General features: G+C 69.7%; 15 protein-coding genes. 9 read left to right on the top strand and 6 right to left on the bottom strand.

Annotated elements, in window-relative coordinates; translation table 11 throughout:
* The first annotated feature begins 52 nt into the window (after nt 1-52).
* Together ABZS64_RS14455 and ABZS64_RS14460 are read left to right on the top strand one after the other, a co-directional pair.
* Nucleotides 53-604 (top strand): SigE family RNA polymerase sigma factor, encoded by a 552-nt coding sequence (locus ABZS64_RS14455; RefSeq protein ID WP_355828150.1) that lies wholly within the window; start codon nt 53-55, stop codon nt 602-604.
* Nucleotides 601-1,293, top strand: a complete 693-nt coding sequence (locus tag ABZS64_RS14460; RefSeq protein WP_355828152.1) for a hypothetical protein — start codon at nt 601-603, stop codon at nt 1,291-1,293. Before ABZS64_RS14455 ends, ABZS64_RS14460 begins: the two co-directional genes overlap by 4 nt.
* A gap of 56 nt (nt 1,294-1,349) precedes the next feature.
* Here ABZS64_RS14460 and ABZS64_RS14465 read toward each other — a convergent pair whose 3' ends face one another.
* Nucleotides 1,350-1,601, bottom strand: coding sequence for a hypothetical protein (locus ABZS64_RS14465; protein ID WP_355828154.1), 252 nt, complete (start codon nt 1,599-1,601; stop codon nt 1,350-1,352).
* A 341-nt stretch (nt 1,602-1,942) separates the two neighbouring features.
* Here ABZS64_RS14465 and ABZS64_RS14470 point away from each other — a divergent pair, with 341 nt between their 5' ends.
* The gene (locus ABZS64_RS14470) at nt 1,943-4,150 is read left to right on the top strand and encodes an ATP-dependent RecD-like DNA helicase (RefSeq protein WP_355828157.1); all 2,208 of its coding nucleotides are present in this window, start codon (nt 1,943-1,945) and stop codon (nt 4,148-4,150) included.
* Between the two features lie 230 nt (nt 4,151-4,380).
* Nucleotides 4,381-5,670, top strand: a complete 1,290-nt coding sequence (locus ABZS64_RS14475) for a citrate synthase (protein ID WP_355828160.1) — start codon at nt 4,381-4,383, stop codon at nt 5,668-5,670.
* A 399-nt stretch (nt 5,671-6,069) separates the two neighbouring features.
* Here the strand turns inward: ABZS64_RS14475 and ABZS64_RS14480 are convergent, their stop codons facing one another.
* The 3 genes from ABZS64_RS14480 to ABZS64_RS14490 all read right to left on the bottom strand — a co-directional run bounded on the left by ABZS64_RS14480 (nt 6,070) and on the right by ABZS64_RS14490 (nt 9,654).
* The gene (locus tag ABZS64_RS14480) at nt 6,070-8,307 is read right to left on the bottom strand and encodes a heavy metal translocating P-type ATPase (protein ID WP_355828162.1); all 2,238 of its coding nucleotides are present in this window, start codon (nt 8,305-8,307) and stop codon (nt 6,070-6,072) included.
* A 106-nt stretch (nt 8,308-8,413) separates the two neighbouring features.
* Nucleotides 8,414-8,725 (bottom strand): heavy-metal-associated domain-containing protein, encoded by a 312-nt coding sequence (locus ABZS64_RS14485; protein WP_355828165.1) that lies wholly within the window; start codon nt 8,723-8,725, stop codon nt 8,414-8,416.
* A 107-nt stretch (nt 8,726-8,832) separates the two neighbouring features.
* Entirely contained in the window at nt 8,833-9,654 is an 822-nt protein-coding gene (locus ABZS64_RS14490; protein WP_355828167.1) for a TetR family transcriptional regulator, read from the bottom strand.
* 163 nt (nt 9,655-9,817) lie between these two features.
* On the opposite strand from ABZS64_RS14490, the gene ABZS64_RS14495 reads away from it, so the two are divergent.
* Entirely contained in the window at nt 9,818-12,082 is a 2,265-nt protein-coding gene (locus ABZS64_RS14495) for an MMPL family transporter (protein WP_355828170.1), read from the top strand.
* Nucleotides 12,083-12,162: 80 nt separating this feature from the next.
* Here the strand turns inward: ABZS64_RS14495 and ABZS64_RS14500 are convergent, their stop codons facing one another.
* Together ABZS64_RS14500 and ABZS64_RS14505 are read right to left on the bottom strand one after the other, a co-directional pair.
* Entirely contained in the window at nt 12,163-12,360 is a 198-nt protein-coding gene (locus tag ABZS64_RS14500; RefSeq protein ID WP_355828173.1) for a MerR family transcriptional regulator, read from the bottom strand.
* A 235-nt stretch (nt 12,361-12,595) separates the two neighbouring features.
* Nucleotides 12,596-13,507 (bottom strand): sugar phosphate isomerase/epimerase, encoded by a 912-nt coding sequence (locus ABZS64_RS14505; RefSeq protein ID WP_355828176.1) that lies wholly within the window; start codon nt 13,505-13,507, stop codon nt 12,596-12,598.
* Between the two features lie 129 nt (nt 13,508-13,636).
* Here ABZS64_RS14505 and iolC point away from each other — a divergent pair, with 129 nt between their 5' ends.
* From iolC to iolD, 4 genes are read left to right on the top strand one after another with little or no spacing between them, the layout of a single operon-like run.
* On the top strand, nt 13,637-14,689 hold the full coding sequence (iolC, locus tag ABZS64_RS14510) for a 5-dehydro-2-deoxygluconokinase (protein WP_355828179.1): 1,053 nt from the start codon (nt 13,637-13,639) through the stop codon (nt 14,687-14,689).
* On the top strand, nt 14,689-15,573 hold the full coding sequence (locus ABZS64_RS14515; RefSeq protein WP_355828181.1) for a deoxyribose-phosphate aldolase: 885 nt from the start codon (nt 14,689-14,691) through the stop codon (nt 15,571-15,573). Before iolC ends, ABZS64_RS14515 begins: the two co-directional genes overlap by 1 nt.
* Before the next feature lie 16 nt (nt 15,574-15,589).
* Nucleotides 15,590-16,498: a 5-deoxy-glucuronate isomerase gene (gene iolB, locus ABZS64_RS14520; RefSeq protein WP_355828184.1), complete on the top strand. Its 909-nt coding sequence runs from the start codon at nt 15,590-15,592 to the stop codon at nt 16,496-16,498.
* A complete protein-coding gene (iolD, locus tag ABZS64_RS14525; protein WP_355828187.1) occupies nt 16,495-18,372 on the top strand; it encodes a 3D-(3,5/4)-trihydroxycyclohexane-1,2-dione acylhydrolase (decyclizing) in 1,878 nt (625 codons plus the stop codon). Before iolB ends, iolD begins: the two co-directional genes overlap by 4 nt.
* The last annotated feature ends 8 nt before the right edge of the window (nt 18,373-18,380 follow it).

Consider the following 18,380-nt stretch of genomic DNA (forward strand, 5'->3'; position numbering starts at 1 on the left):
GGCGGCGTGGCACCCCGACGGCGGACAGTGGCACCCCGACAGAGGACCCTGATTGAAGACGAGCGCGGAGACGGAATTCCGGGCATTCGTGGTCAGCAGCTGGCCGCGCATGCTGCGGACGGCCCGCCTCCTCACCGGACATCACCATGACGCGGAGGACCTGGTGCAGGCAGCCCTGGCCAAGGCCTATGTGAAGTGGGAGCGCATCCAGCGCACCGAGGACCCCGACGCCTATGTCTGGCGCATCATGATCAACGCCAATGTGGACCGGCTCCGGCGGATGCGTGCCAGGGAATGGCTGACCAACCGGTTCCCTGAGACGGCCGCGCCGGACCGGACCGATGGCCTCGCGCAGCGGAGCGCCATCGCCGAGGCGCTCGACCGGCTGCCGGCCAAGCAGCGGGCGGTGATCGTGCTGCGGTATCTGGAGGACCACAGCGAGACCGAGGTGGCGCGGTTGCTCGGCACCCGTGTCGGCACGGTGCGCAGTCACACCGCCCGGGCGCTGCGCAAGCTGCGCGCCGAGCCGGGCATCACCGGTGCCGGAGCCGGCCTCGCCGCCGCGCCCGCAGGCGGCCGGACATCCGAGGAGCTCCACCCGTGAACGACGAGATGCGCATCGGCGAGGCCCTGCGGCGCGAGGCGGACGCACATCCCGTCGGACAGGCCCCGGTCGACGAGGTATTGAGGCGTGGCCGTACCGCCCGAAGGCGCCGCACCGCGGCCACGGCCGGTGCGGCGGTGGCCACTGCCGCGCTTGCCCTCCTCGCGTACGGCGGAGTCCCCGGTGCGGATCCGGCCCCCGCACCGACACCCCCTGCCACCGCCGGACCGCGGCCGGTGCCGTCCGTCACTTGCCCGCGGGCCGGTATGCGCACGGTGCAGCCGTACGAGGTGGTGGACATCGGCCGGGGCGTCCGTATGGCGCTGCTGCCGGAGGGAAACCAGAACTACGTCGTGGGCTTGGACGATCTGCAGAAGGACATCGACGACGCGCGGCAGTATCCGGGCACCAACATCCTCCCCAACAGCCTCAGCGGCTCGGGGGGCAGTGACGAGGGGCTTGTCGCGGGAGCGTTCCGTACGGACGAGGTGCCCGCGCGGATCGTGGTGCGGGCGGACGAAGGCGGGGAGTGCTCGGCGGGCGTGCTGCGCCTGCGAGGAGAAGCGGGCTGGGGCACGTACTACGCGTTCCTCGACGCTTCGACCGTGGCGGCCGGTTACACGGTCACGGCGTTCGCGGGGGACGGCGGTGTCCTGGCACAGAACCACTTCGAGCCGAAGGCGAATTGAGCCGCGGGGCGGTGGCCGACGGACGCACCGCGCCGGCGCGCCCGCGGTTCCTCGGGTTACTTCTTGCCGCCGCCGAGGATGCTGCCCAGCAGGTCACCCAGACCGCCCTTGGACGTGGCACCCGGCGTTGCCGTGCCCGGAGTTGCGGCGCCCGGTGCTCCGGCCGGGGGCGGCGTTGCCGCTCCCTTCGCCGCGCGGCGAGACAGCACCGCAAGCAACACGGGAAGCAGCATCTCGATCCCCCGCGTGATCGTCGCCGCGGGAATTCCTGTCTTCTTCGAGACCGCCTGCGCCACCGGCCTGCTCATCCTGCCGAGGATCCCGGACATCAGACCGCCCGTGGGTGAAACGCTACGACCGCCCCGTTTCGTCGGCATTCCGAGATTCCGCAAAAATAACTGCCCGCAGTCGTACAACCCTTTCCGCGTAACGCGAGTCGTACCTGGCATCAAGGCTTCTGGGGAGGGATCTGGGGGGATCAGGGAGTCCTTGACGGAGGGGGAGTTCGAGGGGCCCGGTCATATGACCGGGCCCCCTTGACCTTCCAGGCCGCCTGCAAGGGAGCCGCCGGGCCGCCGCACGGCCGCCGTAGGGCCGGAGTTGTCCACAGGCCGCCCGCGCTGTCGGACCGCGGCGGTAGCGTCGGATCATGTCCAATCTGGCAGTGGTCGAAGGGGTCCTCGAGCGGATCACGTACGCCAATGAGGAGAACGGCTACACGGTCGCCCGGGTCGACACCGGCCGCGGCGGCGGAGATCTCCTCACGGTGGTCGGCTCGCTGCTCGGCGCGCAGCCGGGCGAGTCCCTGCGCATGGAGGGCCGCTGGGCCTCCCATCCCCAGTACGGCAAGCAGTTCACGGTGGAGAACTACACCACGGTCCTGCCAGCCACCATCCAGGGCATACGCCGCTATCTCGGCTCGGGCCTGATCAAGGGCATCGGCCCCAGAATCGCCGAGCGCATCGTCGAGCACTTCGGCATCGACACCCTCGACATCATCGAGCAGGAGCCGAAGAAGCTCGTCGAGGTCCCCGGACTGGGCCCGAAGCGGACGAAGTTGATCGGCGCCGCCTGGGAGGAGCAGAAGGCCATCAAGGAGGTCATGATCTTCCTCCAGGGCGTCGGCGTCTCGACCTCCATCGCGGTGCGCATCTACAAGAAGTACGAGGACGCCTCGATCTCGGTCGTGAAGAACCAGCCGTACCGCCTCGCCGCCGACGTATGGGGTATCGGCTTCCTCACGGCCGACAAGATCGCGCAGGCGGTCGGCATTCCGCACGACAGCCCCGAGCGGGTCAAGGCGGGCCTGCAGTACGCCCTGTCGCAGTCCACCGACCAGGGGCACTGCTTCCTGCCCGAGGAGCAGCTGATCGCGGACGCGGTGAAGCTGCTCCAGGTGGACACCGGCCTTGTCATCGAGTGCCTGGCCGAACTCGCGGGCGAGGACGAGGGGGTCGTACGGGATCAGGTCCCGGCCCCCGACGGCGGCGAGCCGCTGACCGCGGTCTATCTCGTCCCCTTCCACCGCGCCGAGATCTCCCTCGCGGCCCAGCTGGGCCGCCTCCTGCGCACGCCCGACGACCGGATGCCCGCCTTCCAGGATGTCGTCTGGGACAAGGCGCTGGCCTGGCTGGCCGAGCGGACGGGCGCCGAGCTGGCGCCCGAGCAGGAGCAGGCGGTCCGCCTCGCGCTCACCAGCAAGGTGGCCGTCCTCACCGGGGGACCGGGCTGCGGCAAGTCGTTCACGGTCCGCTCGATCGTGGAGCTGGCCCGTGCGAAAAAGGCCAAGGTGGTGCTGGCCGCTCCGACAGGCCGCGCGGCCAAGCGCCTTGCCGAGCTCGCCGGAGCCGATGCCTCCACCGTGCACCGGCTGCTTGAGCTCAAGCCCGGCGGGGACGCGGCGTACGACAGGGACCGGCCGCTGGACGCGGACCTGGTGGTGGTCGACGAGGCGTCCATGCTCGATCTGCTGCTGGCCAACAAGCTGGTCAAGGCGGTCGCTCCAGGCGCGCATCTGCTGCTGGTGGGGGACGTGGACCAGCTGCCGAGCGTCGGTGCGGGCGAAGTGCTGCGCGATCTGCTCGCGGACGGCGGCCCGGTGCCCTGTGTCCGGCTGACCCGGATCTTCCGGCAGGCCAAGCAGTCGGGCGTCGTCACCAACGCCCACCGCATCAACTCCGGTGTCCAGCCCATCACTTCAGGGCTCTCCGACTTCTTTCTCTTCGTCGAGGAGGAGACGGAGGACGCGGGCAAGCTCACCGTCGATGTGGCGGCCCGCCGGATCCCGGCCAAATTCGGACTCGATCCACGGCGCGATGTGCAGGTCCTCGCGCCGATGCACCGCGGTCCGGCCGGCGCCGGCACGCTCAACGGCCTGCTCCAGCAGGCGATTACACCCGCACGGCCCGACCTCCCCGAGAAGCGTTTCGGCGGCCGTGTCTTCCGGGTCGGCGACAAGGTCACCCAGATTCGCAACAATTACGAGAAAGGCAAGAACGGCGTCTTCAACGGCACGGTCGGCGTGGTCACCTCGATACAGCTCGACGACCAGCGGCTGACGGTGCTGACGGACGAGGACGAGGAGGTTTCGTACGACTTCGACGAGCTGGACGAGTTGGCACACGCGTACGCCGTGACCATTCACCGCTCGCAGGGCAGTGAATATCCCGCAGTGGTGATCCCGGTCACCACCGGAGCCTGGATGATGCTCCAGCGGAACCTCCTCTACACGGCGGTCACACGGGCCAGGAAACTCGTCGTGCTGGTCGGCTCCCGTAAGGCGATAGGACAGGCAGTGCGCACCGTTTCCGCAGGCAGGCGTTTCACCGCGCTCGACCACCGGCTGACCGGCGGTTGAGGCGTGACGGCTCGGCCGGCCGGGGGAAGCCCTCCGGCTCCCGGGGGTGGGAAACCCCACCCCGGCTTCCGGAACCAGGGCGGACGCGGCAAGATGAGCAGGTTGGCGGCACTGAGTGCCGCCAATAGGCCCAATGGTCGACCCCGAGTGCACTCTCCTGAGCCAAATGGGGGATGGTAGAGACAGTCAGGGCACCTCGAAGAAGAGGCACTACGTCGGTGAGGGATGACGTGAGCGACAACTCTGTAGTACTGCGGTACGCGGACGGTGAATACACCTACCCGGTGGTCGAGAGCACCGTCGGCGACAAGGGCTTCGACATCGGGAAGCTCCGAGCCAATACCGGTCTGGTCACCCTGGACAGCGGATACGGCAATACCGCCGCCTATAAATCCGCCATCACTTACCTCGACGGCGAGCAGGGCATCCTGCGCTACCGCGGCTACCCGATCGAGCAGCTGGCCGAGCGCTCCACCTTCGTCGAGGTGGCGTACCTGCTGATCAACGGCGAGCTTCCGACGGTCGACGAGCTTGCGGCCTTCAAGGGTGAGATCACCCAGCACACGCTGCTGCACGAGGACGTCAAGCGGTTCTTCGGCGGATTCCCGCGCGACGCCCACCCGATGGCGATGCTGTCGTCCGTCGTCAGCGCGCTGTCGACGTTCTACCAGGACAGCCACAACCCGTTCGACGAGAAGCAGCGTCACCTCTCCACGGTCCGGCTGCTCGCGAAGCTTCCGACGATCGCGGCGTACGCCTACAAGAAGTCGATCGGCCACCCCTTCGTCTACCCGCGCAACGACCTCGGGTACGTGGAGAACTTCCTGCGGATGACCTTCTCGGTCCCCGCCCAGGAGTACGACCTCGACCCGGTCGTGGTCTCGGCGCTCGACAAGCTGCTGATCCTGCACGCTGATCACGAGCAGAACTGTTCGACATCCACGGTGCGTCTGGTCGGCTCCTCGCAGGCGAACATGTTCGCCTCGATCTCCGCCGGCATCAGCGCCCTGTGGGGCCCGCTGCACGGTGGCGCCAACCAGTCGGTCCTGGAGATGCTCGAAGGCATCCAGGCCAACGGCGGCGACGTGGACTCCTTCATCCGCAAGGTGAAGAACAAGGAGGACGGCGTCCGTCTGATGGGCTTCGGCCACCGCGTCTACAAGAGCTTCGACCCGCGCGCGAAGATCATCAAGGCCGCGGCGCACGATGTCCTCTCGGCGCTCGGCAAGTCCGACGAGCTGCTCGACATCGCGCTCAAGCTGGAGGAGCACGCGCTCTCCGACGACTACTTCGTCTCGCGCAACCTCTACCCGAACGTGGACTTCTACACCGGTCTGATCTACCGGGCCATGGGCTTCCCGACCGAGATGTTCACCGTGCTCTTCGCGCTCGGCCGTCTCCCGGGCTGGATCGCCCAGTGGCACGAGATGATCAAGGAGCCGGGTTCCCGCATCGGCCGTCCGCGCCAGATCTACACCGGCGAGGTCCTGCGCGACTTCGTCCCGGTCGAGGCCCGCTGACACCGCGTCCGCGGCGCTCGTCGGGGGACGGTACTCCGCTGAACGCGGCCGCGTAGAACGCGGAAAGCGCCCCGCTGCCGATCCCCCCACGGGTCGGCGGGCGGGGCGCTTCCCATATCCCCGGAGCGGATTCCCCCCACGGGATCCGGCCGGGTGCCTGCTGGCTGCAGGAGCTCCTCACGCGGTCTGCCGGGGTACGTACGCACGGGAGGGCCGCTCAAAGCTCCCCGGGCACGTGCCCCGGCCAACGCTTGCCTGGGACGTCCCCCAAGACATCCCATGAACGTCCCCCAAGACGTTCTCGGCATCGCCCATTTAGACTCGCGAGGAGCCTGAATGGTTACCCCTCAATATCTGTGATCTAGGTCTCCTTGTGAAGGTCTTGTGACCTATCTGTAGTCACGAGAAGGAGCGCAAGCGGAGGCTGTTGGTCACCACAAATACGGATGAAAAGGCCATGGCGAAACCGGCGATCATGGGGTTGAGCAGGCCTGATGCCGCGAGAGGCAGTGCGGCGACGTTGTAGCCGAAGGCCCAGTAAAGATTCCCTTTGATAGTTGCAAGCGTCCGACGTGCGAGACGGATCGCGTCGGCGGCAACCCTCAGATCCCCGCGTACGAGTGTCAGATCGCCGGCCTCGATCGCCGCGTCGGTGCCCGTGCCCATCGCCAGACCAAGATCGGCTGTGGCGAGCGCTGCCGCGTCGTTGACGCCGTCCCCGACCATCGCGACGCTGCGGCCCTGGGCCTGCAGGCGCCGGACCACGGCCACCTTCTCCTCGGGCAGGACCTCGGCGTACACCTCGTCGATGCCGACCTCGGCCGCGACCGCGTCGGCCACCGCCCTGCTGTCACCGGTCAGCAGTACCGGAGTGAGGCCCAGGGCCCGCAGCCGGGCGACCGCCTCGGCGCTCGAGTCCTTGACCGCGTCGGCGACGGTGAGGACGCCGAGCGCCTTGCCGTCCCGGGCGGCGAAGACGGCCGTCCGTCCGTCCGTGCCCGCGGCGGCGGTCAGCTCGCCGGGCAGGTCCACACCCGCGTCCTGGAGAAGCTGGGCACGTCCGACGAGCACCTCGTGGCCCTCGACGACGCCTCGCACGCCGAGCCCGGGGACGTTCTCGAAGGCCGTCGCAGCCGGCAGACGACCGACGCGTTCCGCGGCTCCCGCAGCGACGGCGCGTGCGATGGGGTGCTCCGAGGCGTGCTCCAGTGCGCCCGCGAAGCGCAGCAGTTCGTGCTCCTCGGCGGTTCCGGAGACGTACACGCCCTGAAGGCTCATCCGGCCGGTGGTGACCGTCCCGGTCTTGTCCAGGACGACGGTGTCGGCCCTGCGGGTGGACTCCAGCACCTCGGGCCCCTTGATCAGGATGCCGAGCTGCGCGCCCCGCCCCGTACCGACCATGAGGGCGGTCGGGGTCGCGAGGCCGAGCGCGCAGGGGCAGGCGATGATCAGTACGGCGACGGAGGCGGTGAAGGCAGCGGTCGTGTCGCCGGTGGTCAGCAGCCAGGCGGCGAGCGTGCCGAGGGCGATCAGCAGCACGGCGGGCACGAAGACCGCCGAGATCCGGTCGGCAAGGCGCTGCACCTCGGCCTTGCCGTTCTGGGCGTCCTCGACCAGCCTGGCCATCCGGGCGAGCTGGGTGTCCGCGCCGATCCGGGTGGCTTCGACGACGAGACGGCCGGCGGTGTTGACGCAGCCGCCCGTGACCGGGTCGCCCGCGGTCACATCCACCGGCACGGACTCTCCGGTGAGCATCGAGGCGTCGACGGCCGATGCGCCGTCCACGACCGTGCCATCGGTGGCGATCTTCTCTCCCGGACGTACGACGAAGCGGTCGCCGACCGCGAGCCGGCCGACCGGAACGCGCACTTCCGTACCGCCGCGCAGTACGGCGACGTCCTTGGCTCCCAGCTCCATGAGGGCACGCAGGGCCGCGCCCGCCTTCCGCTTGGAGCGGGCTTCCAGATAGCGGCCGAGCAGGATGAACGTGGTCACGCCCGCCGCGACTTCGAGATAGATCGTCGAAGGTCCGTCGGTACGGGCGACGGTCAGATCGAAGCCGTGGCGCATACCGGGCATGCCCGCGTCCCCGAGGAACAGCGCCCACAGCGACCAGCCGAAGGCGGCGAGCGTGCCGAGGGAGACGAGGGTGTCCATGGTGGCCGCGCCGTGGCGGAGGTTGGTCCAGGCGGCCCGGTGGAAGGGGAGGGCACCCCAGACGACGACCGGGGCCGCGAGGGCCAGTGAGAGCCACTGCCAGTTGTCGAACTGCAGGGCGGGGATCATCGCCATCAGGACGACAGGCGCGGAGAGTACGGCGGAGACGGTGAGGCGTTGGCGCAGGGCGGCCGTCTCGGGGTCGCGGTGCGGGGGTGCGTCCGCAGCGGGCTCGTCGAGGTCGGAGGCGGGCTCCGGCGCGGGCGGCGGGGGCTGCTCGGCCGTGTAGCCGGTCTTCACGACGGTCGCGATGAGATCGGTGACCTCCAGACCCTGCGGGTAGGAGATCTTCGCCTTCTCGGTCGCGTAGTTGACGGTGGCGCTGACGCCGTCCATGCGATTGAGCTTCTTCTCGACGCGAGCGGCGCACGAGGCGCAGGTCATCCCGCCGATGGTCAGCTCGACCTGGGATGTTTCCACGTTCAGGACTCCAAAACGGGGGCCGGGCCGTACGCGACCAGTATGGGACTGGTCGGGTACGGCCCGGCGGGAGATGTCTGTGGGGCTAGCGCCCGGCGGTCTGCGCTCAGGCCCGGCCGACGAGCTCGTACCCGGCCTCGTCCACGGCCTCGCGTACGGCGGTCTCGTCCAGCGGGGCGTCGGAGACGACCGTCACCTGGCCGGTCGAGGCGACCGCCTTCACCGAAGTCACGCCCGGGAGCTCGGAGATCTCGCTCGAGACCGCGCCTTCGCAGTGGCCGCACGTCATGCCGGTGACCTGGTAGACGGTGGTGACGCCACCGATCTGCACGTCGGCCGCGCCGTCGTGACAGGAGCCGGTCGACGAGCAGCAGGAGCCGGTCGCCCGGGCGGTCTCGGTGTTCGTCTCGGCGGTCATGGCGTTCTCCTCTTCGAGGGTGCAACACGTACGAAGTCATGGGGCGCCGGAGGGCCGCGGGAATGCCGAGGCTCCCTGACACTCGCAGACTATACCCCTAGGGGGTATTAATGCGAATGAGCGCCGCGTGCCGCGTTTTGCTGCTCCGCGGCCGGCTGCCCGGCCGGGCAGAGGCCGACGACCGGGGCCAGGTAGCGGAACATGACTTTCTTGATCTCGTCGATGTACGCCTGCCGCTCTTCGCCCTCGTGGGCGAGTGCCAGGTCGAGACCGGCCTTGAACACGGCGAAGATCATGGTCGCGATGCGGGTGCGCTCGGCGGGCGGGGCGTCGGGGAGAAAGCTCGCGATGATCTCCTCGATGCGGGTGAGCAGCACGGCGTGCAGCGCGTTGAACTCCACGGTGATCTGGCCGGGTACGTCGGGGCCGTGCACCAGGACCGCGAAGGCCGGGTTCTCGTGGTTGAACGCGAAGAGCGGATCGAGGACAGCGTCCAGCAACCGGTCGAGGGGGAGGTCCAGATTGGCCTCGGTCAGGGCCGCACCGTGGGACTCGCGCCAGCGCTCCAGGAGCCTGCCGCCGAGCTCGACGGCGATGGCCTCCTTGTTCGGGAAGAACTGGTAGAGCGTGCCGGGGGAGACGCCTGCCTCGCGGGCGATGGCGTTGGTGCTGGCCGCGGTGTAGCCGGTGCTGCAGAAGACGCTGGCCGCGGCGTCGAGGAGCTGGGCGATACGGCGCTCACCCCGGGCCTGGCGCCGCCGCGGCTTGGCGGTGGTCGCGGGCTCGGTGCTCGCGGGCTCGGTGGCCGCTGGCTCGCTGGTCGCGGCGGCGCCGACGGGCTCTGTGGTCGCGTCCGGTCCCGGCTCGGCGGCGGGTCCGGGCTTGGGCTCGGCGGTCGCGGCGGGCTCCGGTGTCGTGGGCTCCGGCACGTGAAATCCCCAGCTTCCTCAAGCGGTTGACAAACGCGAGTGGTCGCTCGCATTCTTGATTAATGCGAGCGATAGCTCGTGTTTGCCAGTCTATGGCAATGGTCGACCCATGCTGCCTGCCGGGAAGCCAGCGCGTGGGCCACGGTGAAGGGGACACCGCACCATGTCCGAAGTCAACAGCCCACCTCCACTCGGAGGATGGACCCGCTTCGTCACCGCGCGCCCCCGGCTCTCGCTGCTCGCCGCCCTCGTCCTCACCGCGCTCGCCGTATTCGCCGGAAGCGGAGTCGCCGAGCGGATGGGAAGCGGCGGCTGGGCGGACCCGTCTGCCGAGTCGACCTATGCGACCAAGGCCCTGGAGCGGGAGTTCCCCGCCTCTCAGCCGAATGTGCTGCTGCTCGTGGACAGCGGGCGGGCGAGCGTGGACGACCCGGCGGTCGCCGCCGAGGGACGGCGGCTGGCGGAGCAGCTGGCCGCCGAGAAGGACGTCACGGGCGTCGGTTCGTACTGGCAGACGGGCTCGCCCGCGCTGCGGGCCCGAGACGGGCGGCAGGCCCTGATCGCGGCCCGGATCCAGGGCGACGAGAAGGCCGCGGCCGAGGTGCTGGAGCGGATTGCGCCCGACTTCCGCGGAGCGCACGGCCCGGTGGACGTCTCGATCGGCGGCCCGGTCGGCGTTCAGCACGAGATGACGACGATCATCCAGGACGACCTGCTGCGGGCCGAGATGATCGCCCTGCCGGTGACGCTGGTGCTGCTGGTCATGGTCTTCGGCAGCGCGATCGCCGCGCTGCTCCCGCTGGGCGTCGGCATCGTCGCCATCCTGGGGACGAATGCCGTGCTGCGCGGCATCACGGAGTTCGCGGATGTCTCGGTCTTCGCGCAGAACCTCACCACGGCCCTGGGTCTCGGACTCGCCATCGACTACGCCCTGTTCATCGTGCGCAGATTCCGCGAGGAGCTCGCCGCGGGGGCCGAAGTGCGCGAGGCGGTGGGCATCACCCTGCGCACCGCGGGCCGCACGGTTCTGTTCTCCGCGCTGACCGTGGCGGTGTCGCTGGCCGCGATGCTGGTCTTCCCGCAGTACTTCCTGCGGTCGTTCGCCTATGCCGGGATCGCTGTTGTCCTGCTGGCCGCGGGCGCCGCGCTGATTCTGCTCCCGGCCGCGCTGATGCTCCTGGGGCATCGGGTCAACGCGCTCGATCTGCGCCGCCTGTTCCGGCGTGCCCGCGGCAAGAGCGTGGGTACGGACACGGAGGCAACCGGCGCCGGATGGGCGCGGTTCGCGGCCCTGGTGATGCGCCGTGCCCCGCTCTTCGCCTTCGCCACAGTGACCGGTCTGATGCTGCTCGGACTGCCCTTCCTGGGCGTGAAGTTCGGCACCCCGGACGACCGCCAGCTGCCGGCGACCGCGGAGTCTCATGTGGTCCAGCAGCAGATCCGCGACGGCTTCCCCGGCAGTCCCGCCGGCGGCCTCGAAGTGTTCGCCGAGGACAAGAGGTCCCGTACGACACCTGCCGAGTACGCCGACTACCGCGCCCGTATTGCCGCCCTCCCGGGTGTGCTGCGGGTCGACGGGCCTGTCACCGCGAGCGGTTCGGCCTACTTCGCGGTCCAGCCCAAGGGCGAGGCGGTGGGCGAACGGGCTCAGCGGCTCGTACACGAACTGCGCGACGTCCCGGCCTCGTTCGAGACCTCGGTGACGGGCAGGGCGGCAGTCCTGGAGGACTCCAAGGCGGCGATAGCGGACCGACTGCCGCTTGCGCTGGGGATCATCGCCGTGGTGACCCTGCTGCTCGTCTTCCTGCTCACCGGCAGTGTGCTGATCCCGATCCAGGCGGTCGTGCTCAACGCCCTGAGCCTGACAGCGATGTTCGGTGCGGTCGTCTGGGTCTTCCAGGACGGCAACCTCTCCGGACTGCTCTCCTTCACCTCCACCGGGGACATTGAGACGACGTTGCCCGTCCTGATGTTCTGCATCGCCTTCGGGCTCTCCATGGACTACGGAGTCTTTCTGCTCTCCCGTATCAAGGAGGAGTACGACCACACCGGCGACCACGAGCACGCGGTGAGGTTCGGACTCCAGCGCACCGGCGGGCTGATCACCGCGGCGGCCGTGATCCTCGCTGTCGTGATGGTGGGTATCGGCACCTCACGGGTGACCAACACCAAGATGCTCGGTCTCGGAATCGCGCTGGCCGTGCTGATGGACGCCATGGTGGTGCGCAGTCTGCTGGTCCCGTCGGTGATGAAGCTGATGGGCGTCTCGACGTGGTGGGCACCCGCGCCACTGCGCCGATTCCATCAGCGGTTCGGTCTGAGCGAGGGGGAGATACCGCAGCCGACTCCGGAGTCGAAGCCGGACACCGGCCCGAAGTCGGGGCCGGAGTCTGATCCCGACGCGGTACGGGACAAGGTCAACGCCTGACACCGCGTGCACGCCGGAGCCCCGCACCCGGGGGGCGGGGCTCCGGTGGCGCAGTCCCATCGGCTCTCAGGCCATACGTCTCAGTCCCTGCGGCCCCTGTTCCCGGGGCGGTTGGCGACCCAGACGCGGATCGTGTCCGCGTACCAGTAGGGCTTGCCTGCCTCCACATGGTCGGGCGGCGGGAGAAGGCCGTGCTTGCGGTATGAGCGGACCGTGTCCGGCTGCACCTTGATGTGCGCGGCGATGTCCTTGTAGGACCAGAGTCTTCTGTCCGTCATATAGGTGGCACCTCCCTGCGTGCGCGGCAGCGGGCGGCCGGGGGGCCATCGGGGGAGCTGCGGCGCGGACGCTGGCGATCACTGAGCCTGTGCCCGTTGAACGACTGCGAGTGCGGCGAGGGGTGGGCCTGTTGATCGGCTGTGACGGAAGTCCCGCGTAATAGAGACATGCGTGATGAGCGGGAGACAACCGTGACAGAAGTGGCGTGAGTGTGGCGTGAGTGTGGCGTGAGCGTCAGGCGCCACAAGAGCGCAGGAAACCGCGGGTTCGCCGGGCGATCGGGAAGGGTTTGTCGGGCGGACAGGGATACATGTCCTGCTCGACGATGGCGAAGAGTTCGACGTCCAGTGCCTGGGCCGCGGCCAGTACGGGCTCCAGCGCGGGCACCCCGGACGGCGGTTCGCACATCACGCCCCGGCCGACGGCCGGTCCGAACGGCACTTCGTCCGCGACCACTTCGGCGAGGATCTCCGGATCCACCTGCTTGAGATGGAGGTATCCGATCCGCTCCCCGTACGTCTCGATCAGCTTGACGCTGTCGCCTCCGCAGTAGGCGTAGTGCCCCGTGTCCAGGCAGAGCGAGACCAGCGCGGGATCGGTGGCGTCGAGGAAGCGGCTGACGTTCTCCTCGCTGTCGATATGCGTGTCGGCATGCGGATGGACGACGATCCTCAGCCCGTACCGCTCCCGCACCTCGCGGCCCAACCGCTCGGTCTGGTCGGTCAGATCGCGCCATTGCGCGGGGGTGAGGGTGCTGTCCTCCAGCACCTGGCCGGTCTTGTCGTCGCGCCAGAAGGAGGGGATGACGACCAGATGTTCCGCGCCCATCGCCTGGGTGAGCGCCGCGATGTCCGCGACATGCGCCCAGGTCTTCTCCCAGACGGCGGGCCCGTGGTGCAGCCCGGTGAAGACGGTCCCGGCGGAGACCTTCAGCCCGCGCCGGGCGGTCTCATCGGTGAGGCGGGCGGGGTCGCTCGGGAGATAGCCGTACGGGCCGAGCTCGATCCATTCGTAACCGGCCTGGGCGACCTCGTCGAGGAAGCGCTGCCAGGGGACCTGCTGAGGGTCGTCGGGGAACCACACCCCCCAGGAGTCGGGGGCCGAGCCGACCCGGATGCGGTTCAGGGAGGGGACGGATGAGGTCATGCCGGTCAGCTTTCCGGCCGTCGGAGAAGGGTGTCAAGGCTTCGTCCGAATGTAAGGACAAAATGTTGACAGGGCTCAGGAAGGAGCACTAGACCTGGGTGCAGCCGGCGTCGAACCGAAGGGACGCGCATGCCTCAGCCGTACGACGTGATCACGATGGGCCGGATCGGGGTGGACCTGTATCCGCTGCGGACCGGGGTCCCGTTGGCGCAGGTCGACACGTTCGGAAAGTTCCTCGGCGGCTCGGCCACGAATGTCGCGGTCGGGGCGGCCAGGCTCGGCCGGCGGACGGCGGTGATCACCCGCACCGGCCAGGACGCCTTCGGGGACTATCTCCACCAGGCACTGGGGGAGTTCGGGGTCGACGACCGCTGGGTGACGCCGGTGGCCGCCTACCCGACCCCGGTCACCTTCTGCGAGATCTTCCCGCCGGACGACTTTCCGCTCTACTTCTACCGGCAGCCGAAAGCCCCCGACCTCGAGATCCATGAGCACGAGCTGGACCTGGCGGCCATCCGTGAGGCGCGCGTGTTCTGGATGACGGGGACGGGCCTGTGCGCGGAGCCGAGCCGTACGGCGACCCTGGCCGCGCTCGCCCACCGGGACCGGTCCGGCACGACCGTCTTCGACCTCGACTGGCGGCCGATGCTGTGGAACAGCACGGCCTGGAAGAACCCGGACGAGGCGCGGCCGTACTACGCCGAGGCGCTCGGGCACGCCACCGTCGCCGTGGGCAATCTGGAGGAGTGCGAGATCGCCACCGGCGAGCGTGAGCCGTATGCCGCGGCCCGCGCACTGCTTGCCGCCGGGGTCGAGCTCGCCGTCGTCAAGCAGGGGCCCAAGGGGGTTCTCGCAGTTCACCGGGACGGTACGCAGGCCGAGGTGCCGCCCGTCCCCGTCGAGGTGGTCAACGGGCTCGGTGCGGGCGACGCGTTCGGCGGGGCGCTCTGCCACGGGCTGCTGTCCGGCTGGGAGTTGGAGCGCATCATGCGGTACGCCAACGCCGCCGGAGCCATCGTCGCCGCACGCCTCGCCTGCTCCACCGCGATGCCGTACGCCGCCGAGGTCGACCAGGTCCTCTCCGGCGGCCCGGTCCCGCCGTCCCCGACCCCGCCGCCGGTCCCGCCGCCCGGTCAGGCCCCGCCGCCCACGCTCGGGCCAGTCCCGCCAGGAGCCGCGTAGTGAGCACCGTCGACATCGCCGAGCTCGTCGGGATCCGCACCCGTCACCCCGAGGCTGTCGCCGAAGCCGCGTCCCGGCGGCGCAGGCGGCCGCGGCTCATCGGCGAGAGCGGACGCCTGATGATCATCGCCGCCGACCATCCCGCCCGCGGCGCCCTCGCCGTCGGCGACCGCCCGCTCGCCATGGCCAACCGCCTCGACCTGCTCGAACGGCTCTGCCTGGCCCTCTCCCGCCCTGGCGTCGACGGTGTACTCGCCACCGCCGACATCCTCGACGACCTGCTCCTCCTCGGCGCCCTCGACGACAAGGTCGTCATGGGCTCCATGAACCGCGGTGGCCTCGCCGGCGCGACGTTCGAGCTCGACGACCGGTTCACCGGACACCGCCCCCAGGACCTGGACCGCCTCGGATTCGACGCGGGCAAGCTGCTGCTCCGTATCGACTACGAGGACCCGGCCTCGCTCGACACGCTGCACGCCACCGCCCGGGCCGTCGACGAGATGGCGGAGCGTCAGCTTCCCGTCTTCATCGAGCCGTTCATCTGTCACCGGGTCGACGGCCGGCTCCGCAACGATCTCAGCGCCGAGGCAGTCACCCGGTCGATCGCGATCGCGTCCGGGCTTGCAGGCACCTCCGCGTACACCTGGCTGAAGGTCCCCGTCACCGACGACCCCGACGCCATGGCGTCCGTGATGGAGACCTCGACCCTGCCCGCGGTCCTGCTCGGGGGAGAGATCGGCGGCGACCAGCACGGCGCGTACGAGAAATGGCGTGGTGCGCTGCAACTGCCCACCGTCCAGGGACTGGTGGTGGGACGCTCGCTGCTCTATCCGGTCGACGGAGACGTCTCCGGTGCGGTCGATACGGCCGTAGGACTGCTGTAGGGGGTACGGAGAAGTCATGAGCGACCACGACGACCAGAAGCAGTACCTGCCGGCGGGCAGCGCGGCCGACGGGCCGTATGCCCTCCGGATCGACCCGGAACAGGCCGGCTGGGGGTACTCCAGCCTGCGTGTACTGGAGCTGAAGCCGGGCGGTTCACACTCCCTCGTCGCCGGGGACAGTGAATGGATCGTGCTGCCGCTCGCCGGCGGTTGCACGGTGCAGACACAAGGCGAGACCTTTGAACTGCAGGGCAGAGAAAGCGTGTTCAGCGGAGTGACGGACTTCGCCTATGTCCCGCGCGATGCCCATGCACAGATCGCCTCCGGTGCGGGAGGCCGCTTCGCCCTGGCAGGAGCGAAGTGCGAGCGACGACTCCCCGCTCGCTACGGCCCCGCGCCGGAGGTTCCGGTCGAGCTGCGCGGCTCGGGCACCTGTTCGCGCCAGGTCAACAACTTCGCCGCGGCCGCCCTCGCCGGAGGCGATGGTTCATACGGGTTCGACTGCGACAAGCTGATCGCGGTCGAGGTGCTCACGCCCGGCGGGAACTGGTCCTCGTACCCGCCGCACAAGCACGACGAGCACCGCCCCGGCGTCGAGTCCGAGCTCGAAGAGATCTACTACTTCGAGATCGACCACGGCGGCGTGGGATACCACCGGGTCTCCCCGTCCAGGCCCGGCGGTACGGACGTCCTCGCCGAGGTCCGCACCGGTGACGCCGTACTCATCCCCGACGGCTGGCACGGCCCGTCCATCGCCGCGCCCGGCCGCGACATGTACTACCTCAATGTCATGGCGGGCCCGGGCGCCACCCGGGAGTGGCTGATCTGCGACCACCCGGACCACGGCTGGATCCGCGACACCTGGCCGGAGCAGCCCGTCGACCCCCGACTGCCCCTGTACGGGAGCGATGGAGGCCACCGATGAAGACACGCCGACTCACCGCCGCCCAGGCCCTCGTCGCCTTCCTCGCCCGCCAGTACACCGAACGCGATGGCCGCCGCCACCGTCTGATCAACGCCACCTGGGGCATCTTCGGCCACGGCAATGTGGCCGGACTCGGCCAGGCGCTCCTGGAATCCGGCGAGGACATGCCGTACATCCAGGGCCGCAACGAACAGGCCATGGTGCACGCCGCCGTCGGCTACGCCCGCCAGTCGCGCCGCCTCTCCGCCCACGCCGTCACGACCTCCATCGGCCCCGGCGCCACCAACCTCGTCACCGGCGCCGCGCTCGCCACCATCAACCGGCTGCCCGTTCTGCTGCTGCCCGGCGACATGTTCGCGACCCGCCCCGCCGACCCGGTCCTCCAGCAGCTGGAACTCCCGTACGCGGGCGATGTGTCGGTCAACGACGCCCTGCGCCCGGTCTCGCGCTACTTCGACCGCGTCACCCGCCCCGAGGCGCTCATCCCAGCCGCCCTGCAGGCGATGCGTGTCCTCGCCGACCCCGCCGACACCGGCGCGGTCACGCTGGCACTGCCGCAGGACGTGCAGGCCGAGGCGTACGACTGGCCGGAGGAGTTCTTCGCCGAGCGCGTCTGGCAGGTCGGCCGCCCCCGACCCGACCTGGACGCCCTCGACGCGGCACGCCGCGCGATCTCCGCCGCGCGCCGCCCCCTGATCGTCGCGGGCGGCGGTGTCCACCACAGTGAGGCCGAGGAGGCTCTGAAGTCCTTCGCCGACGCGACCGGCATCCCGGTCGCCTCCACCCAGGCGGGCAAGGGGTCACTGCCCCACGACCACCCCTGTGACGTCGGCGGAATCGGCCACACCGGCACCGCTACGGCCGACGAGCTGGCCCGTACGGCCGACCTGGTGATCGGCGTCGGCACCCGCTGGTCCGACTTCACCACCGCCTCCGCGACCCTCTTCCAGAATCCAGCAGTCCGCTTCCTGAACATCAACATCACCGGCTTCGACGCCCACAAGATGGCCGGACTCACCCTGGTCGCGGACGCCCGCACCGCTCTCGACGAGCTCGCAGCGGCGCTCGGCACCCGCTTCCGCGTCGAGCCCGCCTACGCCACGGAGTACGGCGACGACAAGGAGCGCTGGGAGCACCGGGTCGACGCCGCCTACGAGGCCGAGGACCCGGACACCCGCCCGACCCAGCCCCAGGTGCTCGGCGCTCTCGACGCCCTGGTCACCGGCGACGACATTGTGATCAACGCGGCGGGCTCGCTCCCGGGCGACCTGCACAAGCTGTGGCGCGCCCGCAGCGCCGACCAGTACCACGTCGAGTACGGCTACTCCTGCATGGGATACGAGATCCCGGCGGCCATCGGCGTCTGCATGGCCGCGCCGGGCCGACCGGTGTGGGCGCTCGTCGGCGACGGTACATATCTGATGAACCCCACCGAGATCGTCACCGCCGTCCAGGAGAACATCCCGATCAAGGTGATCATCCTGCAGAACCACGGATACGCCTCGATCGGCGGCCTCTCCGAGTCGGTGGGCGCTGAGCGCTTCGGCACCGCCTACCGCCACCGGGCGGGCGACGGTACGTACACAGGTGCCCCGCTCCCCGTCGACCTCGCCGCCAACGCCGCCTCCCTCGGGTTGCGCGTGATCCGCGCCAAGACGGTGCGTGACCTGCACGAAGCGCTTGCTGTGGCGCGTGATGCGGACGTTCCCACAGGTGTCTACGTCGAGACCGAAACGGCAGACACTGTGTCGGGCGCGCCTCCGGCGCAGGCGTGGTGGGATGTTCCGGTGGCCGAGACCGCGACCCGCCCGTCGGCGGTCAAGGCCCGGGAGGAGTACGACCGGCAAGTCTCAGCCCGACGCCGCCATCTGTAGAAGCCTGA

The organism is Streptomyces sp. NPDC005408 (assembly GCF_040606445.1).
Lineage (GTDB): Bacteria > Actinomycetota > Actinomycetes > Streptomycetales > Streptomycetaceae > Streptomyces.